Genomic DNA, 15,354 nt, shown 5'->3' on the forward strand with positions numbered 1-15,354 from the left:
TATGCGATTGTCTTTTTAATTTGACTTTTTTTCTTTTATAAAATATATTAGTTACATAAAGTAAGTTGATTATAAAAAATAACTAATTAGGGAGAATGTTAAATGCCTACTCATTTTCATAAAAAACCAAACTTATATCCAGCTCATGTTCAATTAAAAGTTTCAAACTTAAAACGTTCGATTGAATACTACACAACGATAATCGGATTTAAAGTCCTACAGCAAACAGAGTCGGAAGCATATTTAACAACAGATGGCCAAACGAGCTTAGTTTCTCTAGTCGAAGTACAAAATGCTCTGCCTCTTAAACAAGGGTTTGCAGGTTTATACCACTTAGCATTACTATTACCCTCTCGCAAGGACTTAGGAAACATTGTACAACACTTTGTTGATTTAAATGTTCGCCTTGGAGCAGCAGATCACGACGTATCGGAAGCACTCTATTTAAATGATCCAGACGGGAATGGGATTGAAATCTACATAGACCGTGACGAAACTACATGGACATGGGATAACAAGGATCAGGTGAATATGGTAACAGAACAACTTAATTTCCAACCTATTTTAGAAGCTGCGGATGGAAAATGGGATGGCTTACCTGCTAATACGGTAATGGGTCATGTTCACTTATCAGTAGTAAATCTAGACAAATCAGAACAATTTTATACAAATGTATTAGATTATAATGTCGTAACGCGTTATGGTGCACAGGCTCTGTTCGTATCTACAGGAAAGTATCATCACCATTTCGGTATGAATACGTGGAACAGCAATAATGGCCATGTACCAACAGAGAATATGGTCGGTCTAAAATCATTTACGATCGTATTAAAAGACGTGCAATATGCAGATAAAGTTAAGCAAAGTTTAATAGACCATGATTTCGTCGTTGAGACCTTTACTGAAGCACCAGTATATGGCGGTAAACAACTATTCTCTACAATCGATCCTAATGGTCTACGTATCGTGTTTACAGTAGACGGAGAATAAAATATTTTTGAAACTTTCTTTTCACTCCAGCGTATAAGTTATTAAATAACATACAATGGAGGAGTTTTATTGTCACTATTTAATAAAGTTTTAGCGAGTGTAGGAATCGGTTCTGCTAAAGTGGATACAAAATTGCACAAATCTTCTTATACATTAAATGAAAATGTAACAGGTATAGTGGAAATTACTGGAGGTAGCACTGAGCAACAAATTGATGCTATCTATTTATCACTTTATACAAATTTCATACGCGAAATCGATGACAAAAAAATTAATGATCAGGCAATGCTACACCAATTCAAACTAAATGAACCGTTTATAATCCAGGCAAATGAAAAGCGTGAAATTCCCTTCTCATTCGCTTTACCTTCTGTAGTCCCGATTACTATAGGTAATTCCCGAGTGTGGATTCAAACTGGGTTAGATATTAAAAATGCGGTAGATCCTAAAGATAAAGACTTTATTGATATTCAGCCGTCACCTCTGGCAAATAGTGTATTATCAGCAATACAAAACATGGGCTTTCGATTACGTAAAGTAGACAATGAGCAAGCGCCATCTTATTTACGTCGCCAAACACCAATTGTGCAGGAATTTGAATTTACCCCTACTAATCAAACGTATCGCCGGTATCTAGATGAGCTGGAATTGGTCTTTTTAGGGCATTCACAAAACTCAGTCGAAATCCTACTGCAGGTTGACCGACGTGCGCGCGGGCTTGGTGGATTTTTATCAGAAGCTTTCGATATGGATGAAAGCTTCATTCGCCTTACGTTATTTGAAAATGATAATTTGTCGGCAAAACTTTCAAATGCGATAGAAGCTAAAATGAAATAATAAAAGGCAAGAAGCAAATTGATCTGCTTCTTGCCATTTTTATTTTAACCCTGGATAGTTTTGTTGTCTTAAAGCTTCATAAATAACGATTGCCGCTGTGTTTGATAAATTCAGTGAGCGTATATGGTCACTTTGCGGAATGCGCAGGCACATATCGGCGCGTTCCTTTGCAAACTCTTTCGGTAAACCGGTCGTTTCTCTTCCGAACATAAAGTAGATGTCCCGTGACGTATCACTAAAATCATGTGTTGTAAAAGGCTCATCACTATAAGTCTCAATTAAATATAAATCTCCATTCTTACTGTACTCAATAAATTCTTCTAAAGAATCATGATACACAACATTCACATGCTCCCAATAATCCAATCCTGCACGCTTTAACATTTTATCGTCTGTCGAAAATCCCAGTGGTCGAATTAAATGCAAAGATGTATTCGTTCCAGCACATGTACGTGCAATATTTCCTGTATTTGCCGGTATTTCCGGTTGATATAACACAATATGGTTTGGCACTTCAAAATCCTTCTCTCTTATTGATTTAACAATGCTAGTCCTTTTTCTATTTCAGCCAGCACTTCTTCATCTTGCTCTATTTTTTTTGCAGCCAATAAAATTCCCTCGGCTTCATTTGTTCCTATTTTTCCAATTGCCCATGCTGCCGTCCCTCTTAATACCGGGCGTTCGTCTTTTTGCAGCACCTGAACTAAATCAGGCATTGCCGATTCTTCTTTAAAGTGAGCCAATGCTAATATGGCATTGCGCTGAATTGGCTTTTTACCGCGCCATGAACCCGAAACATGACCAAATTTAGATTTAAATTCTTTATTGGGGATTGATAAAAGAGGCTGAAGTAAAGGTTTTGCAATTTCAGGATCTGGTTTGAATTCTTCATGAATCCAATTTAGTTTTCCTTTATTCTTCGGACATACTGTTTGGCATGTATCACAGCCGTACAAACGATTCCCTATTTTACTACGAAATTCATCAGGCAAAAACCCTTTTGTTTGTGTTAAAAAGGCAATACATCGCTGTGAATTCAGCTGACCCGGTGCCACAATTGCACCCGTTGGACAGACGTCAATGCATAAATTACAGTCTCCACATTCATCCTCTATCGGTGTATCAGGAGCAAAAGGTATATTTGTCATAATTTCACCTAAATATACGTAAGAACCAAATTCAGGTGTAATAATGGAACAGTTTTTCCCACTCCACCCGATTCCAGCACGCTCTGCTACAGCACGATCAACGAGCTCCCCTGTATCGACCATCGATTTCACTTTTACATTCGGTACTCTTTCTTGTAGCCATGCTTCAATAAGCTGCAGACGTTCCCGCACTGCTGTATGATAATCGACTCCCCACGAAGCACGACAAAAGATTCCACGACGTTCTCCCTTTTTCCCCTGTGGAGCATCCTGCATTCGGGAAGGGTAAGCTATTGCAATAGCAATAATACTTTCTGCATCATCCAATAATTTTAACGGCTCTGTACGAAGCTCAATATCCGATTCTTCAAATCCCGACTGATAGCCTAATTGTTGCTGTCGTCGTAAACGGTTTTTTAATTCATGAAACGGAGCAGCGGTCGTAAATCCAATTTTATCTACCCCAATAGAAATTGCGTATTGAATTAATTCTTCTTGAAGTTGAGATACTTTCATTTCCCTTGCTCCTTTCAAATGATACAATGAATACAAGTTATTTTATATTACATAATTATCCAATATTATAATTCAAGTAGGTGCTTTAATTGAATATCTCTATTAATGATTCACTCTTTACAGTGAATGAACAATTTAAAATTGGCCTTATCCATTATAGCAAAATTATCGTAGAGGAATCTCCTCAAATGATTAAAGGTCGCACGCAACTATATCAGGAAAATTTATATTTAGAATTACAGGAAAAACCTGTGACTGAGCGAACTGGAATTAGAGAATGGCGCCAACTTTGGAAATCTTATGGTGCCGATCCAAATCGTTATCGACACTCTGCCGAAAGCTTAATGCGACGTATCGCTAAACAGCAATATTTAACACCGTTTCATACAGCGGTAGATTTGAATAATTTCTTTTCATTGCAATTTGAGATTCCGGTCGGTATCTATGATTTGGATGGTATTCAAGGAAATGTTGATATACAAGTTGGCAATGCATCAACAGGCTATGAAGGAATAAATGGTCGTTACAACACATTGGAAAATATCATTTATTTAAAAGATACGTTCGGTCCATTCGGTAGCCCCTATGTTGATTCAAAGCGAACTGCTGTAACTGAAGTAACTACTAATGCATTGCAAATCTTTTATTTACGTCCATCGATCAGTGAACAGGAAGCACAAAAGCTATTAAACAGTGCCGGAAAAATGTTTACACAAGTAAGCGGTGGCGAATTTGAGGCGCATGTTCTTTCAACTGAGAATAAAAAAATTCATTTTTAAGGAGCTGATAGTGTGAGTATTAATCTAGCAGAGGCTGTAAAACTTAAGAGCGTTATTACGAAGAAAATTCAAGAACGTACATTTGCTGTAAATCAACTAACACATGTGATCATTGAAAAAGGTGAACAACCAAAAAGGCCCGATTACACACTTGAAATGCTTGAAGCTGAATTAAAACAATTACGGTATGACTCTCGTAAGTTGGATTCACTCATTTACCGTGCAAATATTGATAATGTAATTGTATTTAAAGACGAGGAAATGCCCATTGTAGAAGCGATCGAACTTGCTAGCCAGTTACGGGCAGAAGCTGCCTTATGTAAAAGCTTAGGTTCTGAAGAAAAGGAAGCATTCTACCACAATTCTGGTGAAGCCATCCTGTACCGTGTAGCACTGTATGATCCGATGACATACCGCACTCGCGCGAACGAGCTGGAAAAGGAAGCACATCGCCTTTCCAATTTAATTAATGCTAAAAACTATCAAGTCGAAATCGAATTTGATGATAGCAACTACTTCTAATCCTAGAGCGGTGAGACTCCAATCTAGGTAATAACGAGCGATTTTTGCTTAGGCAAAACTTAGAGAAACCAATCAACTTTTACCTGTTACAACGTTACCTTTCACTAATGACCAACTATTGTAAAAGATAACTACAAACTAAATTGTGTATTTCCGTCGCTCGTTATTAAAAGACACCTGCTCACTTATTTCGTGAAAAGGTGTCTTTGTTATTTATTTCCTACTATTATTCTACACCCGGTAATATCCGTAATGTTTTTTCATCCGCATCTAGAATAGCTTCTACTCCTAGTGGTATCGCAATATTCGGTTCGCAATGACCAAATTTAAATCCTGCTACTGCTGGTTTGTTCAAAGGCTTTAAATACCCTTCTATAACATGTAATACATCATCATAGCTATATTTACTGCTAAGCATATTAAAATCGCCTATTACGAAGCCTGCAGCAAGCTCAAGCTTTCTAGAGAGACGTAATTGATTTAATGATAAATCAATTTGCTCAATCGATTCACTGATATCCTCGATTAAAACAATTTTATTCCGAACATCAATTTCAAATTTTGTTCCAAGTGTACTAACAATACGATTCAGATTACCACCAGTTAATTCACCACGTACAACACCGGATACGAGTGTACGAAGTGGTGAAATACTTTCTGTATACTGGATTTCAATCGGTTGGAATAATTGCTGAAACATCTTTTTCGATAATGGATCAAGCTCCCCTTTTGGACTAGTTAACATAGGACCGTGGAATGTTACGACATTCGAAAACTCATTCACTTGTGTATGTAATGCAGTAACGTCCGAAAAGCCCCAAATGATTTTCGGGTTGTCCTCGATTAACGGATAGCTAATTTTATCAATAATTCGAGAAATACCGTAGCCACCCTTTACTAAAAAGACTGCTTTCACTTCCGGATCACGAATCATTTGATGAAAATCTTCTAATCGTTCCTCGTCTGTACCTGCTAAATAGCCGTCATACGCTTGGATCGTATTTCCTAGCTTATACTTCAAACCAAGCTCGTCCAATATTGCTAATTTGTCCCCTAACGATTCTATATTAAGCGGGCTGCTTAAATTTACTAATCCTACTGTATCGCCATGCTGTAATCTTGCTGGTCGTATTTTCATGTAAATGACCTCCTTTTGCTTCTGTCGCTATTGTATCATAGCGTTTTATGTAAAGCGCATTGCAATTTCCCACAGGTTGTCCCTATAATAAATAAAATTATTTTTCCAATATTAAGGGGATGCTATTTAATGAAATACCCACCACAGCTACTTCTCATATTAGCTACTTTATTATGGGGTGGTAACTTTGTAATTGGTCGTGCGGTTGCAGGGGAAATCCCGCCTATAACCCTGGCATTTTTACGCTGGATTGTTGCCTTTGCCGTATTTTTTCCCATTGCTTACAAACGGACAAAAAAGGAATGGGCTGCACTGAAGCAAAATTGGATTGCCGTCATTATGTTAGCTTTGACAGGGGTCGCTGCATTCAATACGCTCGTTTATATCGGTTTGTATTATACTACATCCATCAATGCATCTTTAATGAATTCTTCCACACCGATAATTATATACATATTAAGCTTTCTCTTCTTAAAAGAACGTTTAACTAAGTATCAATTAGTAGGTACAATGATCTCTCTAGGTGGTGTGCTTTTTGTTATTTCCGGGGGCTCATTACAAAGCTTACTTGCCTTTTCATTTAATAAAGGAGATTTGATTGTACTAGTTGCAGTGTGTTGTTGGAGTGTTTATTCATTGCTTATTAAGAAGTACGCTGGCAGGCTCCCTGGCTATTCTACATTTTTAGTAACAATTGCTATAGGTGCATTGATGCTGCTCCCATTTACCTTATTTGAACTACTTACTACATCACAAACTATTGTATGGAGCGCTACTACTATTGGAGCTATTTTTTATGTGGGGGTGATTGCATCGATTGTGGCATTTTTAAGTTGGAATACAGGCGTTGTAGCATTAGGTGCGAACAAGGCAGGAATTTACTTAAACTTTATCCCTCTATTTGCTAGCTTCTTTGCAGTAATCTTTTTAAATGAACAGCTACTACTTGCACAATTAATCGGCGGGGTTGCCATAATTGTCGGGGTATTTATCTCATCTATAAAAAAGTAAATTAAAAGGAGTGCATCATCAGCACTCCTTTTAATTATTTTACTCCTGTATAAATAACAGTTACGTCTGGATGATAGTTTAATACACTTGCTGGGAAGTCTTCTGTCACTTCACCACTACGAAGACGATCAAATGCTTCTTGCTTCGCTGCACCTGCAATTAGTAAGACAATCTTTTTTGATTTCATAATTGTTTTAATACCCATAGTAATTGCATGTGTCGGTACATCATTGATCGAGTCAAAGTAAATTTTATTCGCTTCACGTGTAGACTCAGCTAATTCTATAACGTTTGTCCCTAATTCAAATGGTGTTCCTGGCTCATTAAAACCAATATGTCCATTAACACCAATACCTAAAAGCTGAATATCAATATTCCCTGCTTCTTCAATCATTGCATCATAATCCATTGCTGCTTTTTCAATATTTGCTGCATTACCTGTTGGTAAGTAAATATTTTCCTGCTTCATATCAATATGATTAAATAAGTTGTGGTCCATATAGTAATGGTAACTTGCCTCATTTGATGGATTAATACCAATATATTCGTCCAAGTTAAAGGACTTAGCATGAGCAAAGGAAATATTCCCTTCCTTATATATTGATACTAGTTCTTTATAAAACCCTTCAGGTGTACTTCCAGTTGCCATCCCAAAAACAGTTTTACTATTTTCCTTTAACTGCTCTACAAAAATACTAGCAGCAATTTTGCTCATTTCATCATAATCTGTCGCTTCAACCCATTTTAAATTTGTTACAGCATTCATTCATTTCCCTACTCCCTATGCTTATATAATTCAAATAAAGTAAATTTCATTTTAAGTTCCTTACATCAATACGTTAATTTTATAGCATAAAATTTTAATATGCTATATAAAACAGTTCACATTTTCTTTTAAAAAATACGATTTACCTTTAATTGTACCCATATAATTTATTAATATGTTAGGAATGAATTTCAAGCCGGAAAAAGGGTAGGACATTATAAACTAGTACTTTTTTGCATAATAAACCATATTTAAAAATACGACTGAAATATATAATGCAATGAATAGTGATAACACTTGAAAGGCTGAAACATTTAGAGGAGACAATGGGTTAAATATCAACATTAATATAATGGCAAATATCACTCCCCAAAAATAACTAATGTATGTTGCACGTTCTCGAATCTTTTGAGCACGTTCATCCTTTGCTGCAAAGTGAGGTTCTAAATAAGCTAAACTAAACGCCATAATTGAAAGGGCAACTACCATTAATGCATCAGGAAACTTGCCTGAAAACATATGAGATCCATTAATCAAAATACCTATTAAAAGCATAAAGATACCGATAAACAAATAGAATGACCTGTTTCCAGTGACCATTATTGATTGTCCTCCTCATAAATAAATATATCCTCAATGTGACAATTAAACTGACGGGCTAACTTAAATGCCAATGTAATGGAAGGGTTATAACGTCCCTTTTCCAAAGAAATAATGGTTTGCCTAGAAACTTTTAAATTTTCAGCTAAACCATCCTGTGATAAACCGTACCGTGTACGTAAATCCTTAATATTATTTTTCATTTTTACCTACCTAACGTAAAGTATATTTTACGTAAAGCTAACTTTACATCTAGTATACAGTAAAAGTGAATAATTGTAAGCACAAGAACCAATTCTTCTAATTTTTATTGTTAGTTCTAAATAAATTATAAATTAATATAACCCTTAAATATTTTAGAGCTATAACGAACGAAAACACCCTCAAATCCTGTTTCAAGGATTTGAGGGTGTTTTAATAGTTGTTCTAACTTGAACAAAATGATACCGATAGCCGGGGTCGAACCGGCACTCCAGAAGGAACCGGATTTTGAGTCCGGCGCGTCTGCCAATTCCGCCATATCGGCAAAATAAAAAAGGGTAAAAAAAAACCGGAATTACCGATTAATTAAATATGGAGGCGGCAACCGGATTTGAACCGGTGATAAAGGTGTTGCAGACCTGTGCCTTACCACTTGGCTATGCCGCCATATTGGAGCGGAAGACGAGGTTCGAACTCGCGACCCCCACCTTGGCAAGGTGGTGTTCTACCACTGAACTACTTCCGCAAAAAAAAAATGGCTGGGGAACCTGGATTCGAACCAGGGCATGACGGAATCAAAATCCGTTGCCTTACCGCTTGGCTATACCCCAAAGCTTTTAATATAATGGGGCGACTGATGGGAATCGAACCCACGAATGCCTGAACCACAATCAGGTGCGTTAACCACTTCGCCACAACCGCCACTATATTATAATTTTAACTCTTAAACCTAAATAAAAATGGGGCGACTGATGGGAATCGAACCCACGAATGCCTGAACCACAATCAGGTGCGTTAACCACTTCGCCACAACCGCCACTATGTTATTTTTAAGTTTTTGAATTAATTGGCAGGGGCAGTAGGAATCGAACCCACACTGACGGTTTTGGAGACCGTAGTTCTACCTTTAAACTATGCCCCTATTAAAAGGATGGTGGAGGGGGACGGATTCGAACCGCCGAACCCTAAGGAGCGGATTTACAGTCCGCCGCGTTTAGCCACTTCGCTACCCCTCCAGGTAATGGTGCCGGCGAAAGGAGTCGAACCCTCGACCTACTGATTACAAGTCAGTTGCTCTACCAACTGAGCTACACCGGCAAAAATATGGTGGGTTTGGACGGAATCGAACCGCCGACACTTAGAGCTTCAATCTAATGCTCTACCAACTGAGCTACAAACCCATATTATATGTAGTATTTTAAAAATGGCGGTCCCGACCGGGATCGAACCGGCGATCTCCTGCGTGACAGGCAGGCATGTTAACCGCTACACCACGGGACCATTTGGTTGCGGGGACAGGACTTGAACCTGTGACCTTCGGGTTATGAGCCCGACGAGCTACCACTGCTCCACCCCGCGACAATACTATATGATTTAATTTGAATGGTGGAGGATGACGGGCTCGAACCGCCGACCCCCTGCTTGTAAGGCAGGTGCTCTCCCAGCTGAGCTAATCCTCCATGCTGGATATTGATGAAATGAATGGTGACCCGTACGGGATTCGAACCCGTGTTACCGCCGTGAAAGGGCGGTGTCTTAACCACTTGACCAACGGGCCATTTTAATAAATGGCTGGCGGAGAGTAAGGGATTTGAACCCTTGATGCAGGGTTACCCGCATACACGATTTCCAATCGTGCTCCTTCGGCCACTCGGACAACTCTCCAAGAGTTAATGGCTCCGAAGGCAGGACTCGAACCTGCGACCTGCCGGTTAACAGCCGGATGCTCTACCAACTGAGCTACTTCGGAATATTTCTATACAGCCTAGCGACGTCCTACTCTCACAGGGGGAAGCCCCCAACTACCATCGGCGCTAAAGAGCTTAACTTCCGTGTTCGGTATGGGAACGGGTGTGACCTCTTTGCCATCATCACTAGACTATTTTTCCAGAAAGACCTTATTTATTATACCACACTTTCCTTATTTGGCAAGTGTTTTTTATAATAAATTCATTCTTTCAAAACTGGATAAACGTTTCATTGAGTTGTGCAATAAAATGTGGTTAAGTCCTCGACCGATTAGTATTCGTCAGCTGCATGCGTCACCGCACTTCCACCTCGAACCTATCTACCTGATCGTCTTTCAGGGGTCTTACTTACTTGCGTAATGGGAAATCTCATCTTGAGGGGGGCTTCATGCTTAGATGCTTTCAGCACTTATCCCGTCCACACATAGCTACCCAGCGATGCCTTTGGCAAGACAACTGGTACACCAGCGGTGTGTCCATCCCGGTCCTCTCGTACTAAGGACAGCTCCTCTCAAATTTCCTACGCCCACGACGGATAGGGACCGAACTGTCTCACGACGTTCTGAACCCAGCTCGCGTACCGCTTTAATGGGCGAACAGCCCAACCCTTGGGACCGACTACAGCCCCAGGATGCGATGAGCCGACATCGAGGTGCCAAACCTCCCCGTCGATGTGGACTCTTGGGGGAGATAAGCCTGTTATCCCCGGGGTAGCTTTTATCCGTTGAGCGATGGCCCTTCCATGCGGAACCACCGGATCACTAAGCCCGTCTTTCGACCCTGCTCGACTTGTAGGTCTCGCAGTCAAGCTCCCTTATGCCTTTACACTCTTCGAATGATTTCCAACCATTCTGAGGGAACCTTTGGGCGCCTCCGTTACTCTTTAGGAGGCGACCGCCCCAGTCAAACTGTCCGCCTGACACTGTCTCCTACCCCGCTAAGGGGCATGGGTTAGAAGTTCAATACAACCAGGGTAGTATCCCACCGACGCCTCCTCCGAAGCTGGCGCTCCGGGATCTCTGGCTCCTACCTATCCTGTACAAGTTGTACCAAAATTCAATATCAGGCTACAGTAAAGCTCCACGGGGTCTTTCCGTCCTGTCGCGGGTAACCTGCATCTTCACAGGTACTATAATTTCACCGAGTCTCTCGTTGAGACAGTGCCCAGATCGTTACGCCTTTCGTGCGGGTCGGAACTTACCCGACAAGGAATTTCGCTACCTTAGGACCGTTATAGTTACGGCCGCCGTTTACTGGGGCTTCAATTCACAGCTTCGCTTGCGCTAACCGCTCCTCTTAACCTTCCAGCACCGGGCAGGCGTCAGCCCCTATACGTCACCTTACGGTTTTGCAGAGACCTGTGTTTTTGCTAAACAGTCGCCTGGGCCTATTCACTGCGGCTTCTCTAGGCTATGCACCCAAAGAAGCACCCCTTCTCCCGAAGTTACGGGGTCATTTTGCCGAGTTCCTTAACGAGAGTTCTCTCGCACACCTTAGGATTCTCTCCTCGACTACCTGTGTCGGTTTGCGGTACGGGCACCTCTCACCTCGATAGAGGCTTTTCTTGGCAGTGTGAAATCAGGAACTTCGCTCTAAAGAGCTCGTCATCACAGCTCAACGTTAAAGTATGCGGATTTGCCTACATACACGCCTTACTGCTTGAACACGCGCAACCAACGGCGTGCTTACCCTATCCTACTGCGTCCCCCCATTTCTCAAACGGTGAGGAGGTGGTACAGGAATATCAACCTGTTGTCCATCGCCTACGCCTATCGGCCTCGGCTTAGGTCCCGACTAACCCTGAGCGGACGAGCCTTCCTCAGGAAACCTTAGTCATACGGTGCATGGGATTCTCACCCATGTTTCGCTACTCATACCGGCATTCTCACTTCTAATCGCTCCACCAGTCCTTCCGGTCTGACTTCAACGCTATTAGAACGCTCTCCTACCACGCATACTCAAAGTATGCATCCACAGCTTCGGTGAATCGTTTAGCCCCGATACATTTTCGGCGCAGCGTCACTCGACCAGTGAGCTATTACGCACTCTTTAAATGATGGCTGCTTCTAAGCCAACATCCTGGTTGTCTAAGCAACGCCACATCCTTTTCCACTTAACGATTACTTGGGGACCTTAGCTGGTGGTCTGGGCTGTTTCCCTCTTGACTACGGATCTTATCACTCGCAGTCTGACTCCCGTGTATAAATATCCGGCATTCGGAGTTTGTCTGAATTCGGTAAAGCGAGATGCCCCCCTAGTCCAAACAGTGCTCTACCTCCGGTATTCTCAATCACGAGGCTAGCCCTAAAGCTATTTCGGAGAGAACCAGCTATCTCCAGGTTCGATTGGAATTTCTCCGCTACCCACACCTCATCCCCGCACTTTTCAACGTGCGTGGGTTCGGGCCTCCAGTGAGTGTTACCTCACCTTCACCCTGGACATGGGTAGATCACCTGGTTTCGGGTCTACGACCACGTACTAATTCGCCCTATTCAGACTCGCTTTCGCTGCGGCTCCGTCTTCTCAACTTAACCTCGCACGTAATCGTAACTCGCCGGTTCATTCTACAAAAGGCACGCTATCACCCATTAACGGGCTCTAACTACTTGTAGGCACACGGTTTCAGGATCTATTTCACTCCCCTTCCGGGGTGCTTTTCACCTTTCCCTCACGGTACTGGTTCACTATCGGTCACTAGGTAGTATTTAGCCTTGGGAGATGGTCCTCCCGGATTCCGACGGAATTTCACGTGTTCCGCCGTACTCAGGATACACTCTGGAGGGAATGAACTTTTGACTACAGGGCTTTTACCTTGTTTCGCGGACCTTTCCAAGTCGCTTCGTCTAACTCATTCTTTTGTAACTCCGTATAGAGTGTCCTACAACCCCAAAGAGCAAGCTCTTTGGTTTGGGCTCTTCCCGTTTCGCTCGCCGCTACTCAGGGAATCGAATTTTCTTTCTGTTCCTGCAGGTACTTAGATGTTTCAGTTCCCTGCGTCTGTCCTCATCACGCTATGTATTCACGTGTAGATACTATCCGATTAAAGATAGTGGGTTCCCCCATTCGGAAATCCCCGGATCAAAGCTTACTTACAGCTCCCCGAGGCATATCGGTGTTAGTGCCGTCCTTCATCGACTCCTAGTGCCAAGGCATCCACCGTGCGCCCTTATTAACTTAACCAAAAGTTAACACTTGGATAAAATCCAAGATTTAAGTTTACACGTCAATTGCTTGACTTGTTACATTTCTATAAAATAGAAATTTGTTTTATTGCTTTCAATGTCGTTTTATCCAGTTTTCAAAGAACGAAGTTTTGAAGTATCTCATTCAATTAAGAATGAACCTTCAAAACTGAACAGCAAACGTTAATGTTTCATTCCCCGAGGGAATGATTCCGAAATAATCCTTAGAAAGGAGGTGATCCAGCCGCACCTTCCGATACGGCTACCTTGTTACGACTTCACCCCAATCATCTATCCCACCTTCGGCGGCTGGCTCCATAAAGGTTACCTCACCGACTTCGGGTGTTACAAACTCTCGTGGTGTGACGGGCGGTGTGTACAAGGCCCGGGAACGTATTCACCGCGGCATGCTGATCCGCGATTACTAGCGATTCCGGCTTCATGTAGGCGAGTTGCAGCCTACAATCCGAACTGAGAACGATTTTATCGGATTAGCTCCCCCTCGCGGGTTGGCAACCGTTTGTATCGTCCATTGTAGCACGTGTGTAGCCCAGGTCATAAGGGGCATGATGATTTGACGTCATCCCCACCTTCCTCCGGTTTATCACCGGCAGTCTCCTTAGAGTGCCCAACTGAATGATGGCAACTAAGAATAAGGGTTGCGCTCGTTGCGGGACTTAACCCAACATCTCACGACACGAGCTGACGACAACCATGCACCACCTGTCACCGTTGCCCCCGAAGGGGAAACTATGTCTCCATAGTGGTCACCGGGATGTCAAGACCTGGTAAGGTTCTTCGCGTTGCTTCGAATTAAACCACATGCTCCACCGCTTGTGCGGGCCCCCGTCAATTCCTTTGAGTTTCAGTCTTGCGACCGTACTCCCCAGGCGGAGTGCTTAATGCGTTAGCTGCAGCACTGAGGGGCGGAAACCCCCCAACACTTAGCACTCATCGTTTACGGCGTGGACTACCAGGGTATCTAATCCTGTTTGCTCCCCACGCTTTCGCGCCTCAGTGTCAGTTACAGACCAGACAGTCGCCTTCGCCACTGGTGTTCCTCCAAATCTCTACGCATTTCACCGCTACACTTGGAATTCCACTATCCTCTTCTGCACTCAAGTTCCCCAGTTTCCAATGACCCTCCCCGGTTGAGCCGGGGGCTTTCACATCAGACTTAAGGAACCACCTGCGCGCGCTTTACGCCCAATAATTCCGGACAACGCTTGCCACCTACGTATTACCGCGGCTGCTGGCACGTAGTTAGCCGTGGCTTTCTAACAAGGTACCGTCAAGGTAGCGCCAGTTACTACGCTACTTGTTCTTCCCTTGCAACAGAGTTTTACGAACCGAAATCCTTCTTCACTCACGCGGCGTTGCTCCATCAGACTTTCGTCCATTGTGGAAGATTCCCTACTGCTGCCTCCCGTAGGAGTCTGGGCCGTGTCTCAGTCCCAGTGTGGCCGATCACCCTCTCAGGTCGGCTACGCATCGTTGCCTTGGTGAGCCGTTACCTCACCAACTAGCTAATGCGCCGCGGGTCCATCTTATAGTGACAGCCGAAACCGTCTTTCAACTTCCAAACATGTGTTTAAAAGTATTATTCGGTATTAGCCCCGGTTTCCCGGAGTTATCCCAATCTATAAGGTAGGTTACCCACGTGTTACTCACCCGTCCGCCGCTAAATCAGAGAGAAGCAAGCTTCTCTCATCATCCGCTCGACTTGCATGTATTAGGCACGCCGCCAGCGTTCGTCCTGAGCCAGGATCAAACTCTCCATAAAAGTAGTTTGAAAGCTCATTTGCTTTGCTAGCGATTCAACTTAATTAAAAGTTGAAATCTATTGTTTGCTTCATTTAAGAAGCTTGTTTCATTAACGTTGCTTGTTCAGTTTTCAAGGTTCATTTTGTTGCTAT

The 15,354-nt window shown here is 42.3% G+C and carries 11 protein-coding genes, 16 tRNA genes and 3 rRNA genes; 5 read left to right on the forward strand and 25 right to left on the reverse strand.

Annotated elements, in window-relative coordinates; translation table 11 throughout:
- The first annotated feature begins 102 nt into the window (after positions 1-102).
- Together MHH95_RS01400 and MHH95_RS01405 are read left to right on the forward strand one after the other, a co-directional pair.
- Entirely contained in the window at positions 103-990 is an 888-nt protein-coding gene (locus tag MHH95_RS01400) for a VOC family protein (RefSeq protein ID WP_340726166.1), read from the forward strand.
- A 69-nt stretch (positions 991-1,059) separates the two neighbouring features.
- Positions 1,060-1,827: a sporulation protein gene (locus tag MHH95_RS01405; RefSeq protein ID WP_340726167.1), complete on the forward strand. Its 768-nt coding sequence runs from the start codon at positions 1,060-1,062 to the stop codon at positions 1,825-1,827.
- A gap of 39 nt (positions 1,828-1,866) precedes the next feature.
- Here the strand turns inward: MHH95_RS01405 and trmL are convergent, their stop codons facing one another.
- Positions 1,867-2,340 (reverse strand): tRNA (uridine(34)/cytosine(34)/5-carboxymethylaminomethyluridine(34)-2'-O)-methyltransferase TrmL, encoded by a 474-nt coding sequence (trmL, locus tag MHH95_RS01410; RefSeq protein ID WP_191699452.1) that lies wholly within the window; start codon positions 2,338-2,340, stop codon positions 1,867-1,869.
- 17 nt (positions 2,341-2,357) lie between these two features.
- Complete coding sequence (gene queG / locus MHH95_RS01415; protein ID WP_340726168.1) at positions 2,358-3,491, reverse strand: tRNA epoxyqueuosine(34) reductase QueG; 1,134 nt, start codon at positions 3,489-3,491, stop codon at positions 2,358-2,360.
- Positions 3,492-3,580: 89 nt separating this feature from the next.
- On the opposite strand from queG, the gene MHH95_RS01420 reads away from it, so the two are divergent.
- Entirely contained in the window at positions 3,581-4,270 is a 690-nt protein-coding gene (locus MHH95_RS01420; protein ID WP_340726169.1) for a B3/B4 domain-containing protein, read from the forward strand.
- 12 nt (positions 4,271-4,282) lie between these two features.
- Positions 4,283-4,792, forward strand: a complete 510-nt coding sequence (locus MHH95_RS01425; RefSeq protein ID WP_340726170.1) for a DIP1984 family protein — start codon at positions 4,283-4,285, stop codon at positions 4,790-4,792.
- 226 nt (positions 4,793-5,018) lie between these two features.
- Here MHH95_RS01425 and MHH95_RS01430 read toward each other — a convergent pair whose 3' ends face one another.
- On the reverse strand, positions 5,019-5,930 hold the full coding sequence (locus tag MHH95_RS01430; RefSeq protein ID WP_340726171.1) for a S66 peptidase family protein: 912 nt from the start codon (positions 5,928-5,930) through the stop codon (positions 5,019-5,021).
- 129 nt (positions 5,931-6,059) lie between these two features.
- Here MHH95_RS01430 and MHH95_RS01435 point away from each other — a divergent pair, with 129 nt between their 5' ends.
- On the forward strand, positions 6,060-6,941 hold the full coding sequence (locus MHH95_RS01435; protein WP_340726172.1) for a DMT family transporter: 882 nt from the start codon (positions 6,060-6,062) through the stop codon (positions 6,939-6,941).
- 34 nt (positions 6,942-6,975) lie between these two features.
- Here MHH95_RS01435 and nagB read toward each other — a convergent pair whose 3' ends face one another.
- The 22 genes from nagB to MHH95_RS01545 all read right to left on the reverse strand — a co-directional run bounded on the left by nagB (position 6,976) and on the right by MHH95_RS01545 (position 15,221).
- Complete coding sequence (gene nagB, locus MHH95_RS01440; protein ID WP_340726173.1) at positions 6,976-7,707, reverse strand: glucosamine-6-phosphate deaminase; 732 nt, start codon at positions 7,705-7,707, stop codon at positions 6,976-6,978.
- A 222-nt stretch (positions 7,708-7,929) separates the two neighbouring features.
- The gene (locus tag MHH95_RS01445) at positions 7,930-8,307 is read right to left on the reverse strand and encodes a hypothetical protein (protein ID WP_340726174.1); all 378 of its coding nucleotides are present in this window, start codon (positions 8,305-8,307) and stop codon (positions 7,930-7,932) included.
- Entirely contained in the window at positions 8,307-8,510 is a 204-nt protein-coding gene (locus MHH95_RS01450) for a helix-turn-helix transcriptional regulator (protein WP_191699444.1), read from the reverse strand. Before MHH95_RS01450 ends, MHH95_RS01445 begins: the two co-directional genes overlap by 1 nt.
- A 241-nt stretch (positions 8,511-8,751) precedes the next feature.
- Positions 8,752-8,833, reverse strand: a tRNA-Leu gene (locus MHH95_RS01455).
- Between the two features lie 48 nt (positions 8,834-8,881).
- Positions 8,882-8,955 (reverse strand) — tRNA-Cys (locus MHH95_RS01460).
- Positions 8,956-8,959: 4 nt separating this feature from the next.
- Positions 8,960-9,034: transfer RNA gene (locus tag MHH95_RS01465), tRNA-Gly, on the reverse strand.
- A gap of 10 nt (positions 9,035-9,044) precedes the next feature.
- Positions 9,045-9,119 (reverse strand) — tRNA-Gln (locus MHH95_RS01470).
- Between the two features lie 15 nt (positions 9,120-9,134).
- Positions 9,135-9,210 (reverse strand) — tRNA-His (locus MHH95_RS01475).
- Positions 9,211-9,249: 39 nt separating this feature from the next.
- Positions 9,250-9,325, reverse strand: a tRNA-His gene (locus tag MHH95_RS01480).
- Positions 9,326-9,356: 31 nt separating this feature from the next.
- A tRNA-Trp gene (locus MHH95_RS01485) sits at positions 9,357-9,430 on the reverse strand.
- Between the two features lie 10 nt (positions 9,431-9,440).
- A tRNA-Tyr gene (locus MHH95_RS01490) sits at positions 9,441-9,524 on the reverse strand.
- 6 nt (positions 9,525-9,530) lie between these two features.
- A tRNA-Thr gene (locus tag MHH95_RS01495) sits at positions 9,531-9,606 on the reverse strand.
- Positions 9,607-9,613: 7 nt separating this feature from the next.
- Positions 9,614-9,689, reverse strand: a tRNA-Phe gene (locus MHH95_RS01500).
- A 24-nt stretch (positions 9,690-9,713) separates the two neighbouring features.
- Positions 9,714-9,789 (reverse strand) — tRNA-Asp (locus MHH95_RS01505).
- Positions 9,790-9,792: 3 nt separating this feature from the next.
- A tRNA-Met gene (locus MHH95_RS01510) sits at positions 9,793-9,867 on the reverse strand.
- A gap of 25 nt (positions 9,868-9,892) precedes the next feature.
- Positions 9,893-9,968: transfer RNA gene (locus tag MHH95_RS01515), tRNA-Val, on the reverse strand.
- Positions 9,969-9,991: 23 nt separating this feature from the next.
- Positions 9,992-10,066: transfer RNA gene (locus tag MHH95_RS01520), tRNA-Glu, on the reverse strand.
- Positions 10,067-10,081: 15 nt separating this feature from the next.
- Positions 10,082-10,173 (reverse strand) — tRNA-Ser (locus MHH95_RS01525).
- 9 nt (positions 10,174-10,182) lie between these two features.
- Positions 10,183-10,258, reverse strand: a tRNA-Asn gene (locus MHH95_RS01530).
- 13 nt (positions 10,259-10,271) lie between these two features.
- A 5S ribosomal RNA gene (gene rrf / locus MHH95_RS01535) occupies positions 10,272-10,387 on the reverse strand.
- Positions 10,388-10,507: 120 nt separating this feature from the next.
- Positions 10,508-13,436, reverse strand: a 23S ribosomal RNA gene (locus MHH95_RS01540).
- A 230-nt stretch (positions 13,437-13,666) separates the two neighbouring features.
- A 16S ribosomal RNA gene (locus MHH95_RS01545) occupies positions 13,667-15,221 on the reverse strand.
- The 16S, 23S and 5S rRNA genes sit together here with 16 tRNA genes alongside, the layout of an rRNA operon.
- Between the last annotated feature and the right edge of the window lie 133 nt (positions 15,222-15,354).

The sequence above is a fragment of the Solibacillus sp. FSL K6-4121 genome, from assembly GCF_038002585.1.
Taxonomy (GTDB): Bacteria; Bacillota; Bacilli; order Bacillales_A; family Planococcaceae; genus Solibacillus; species Solibacillus faecavium.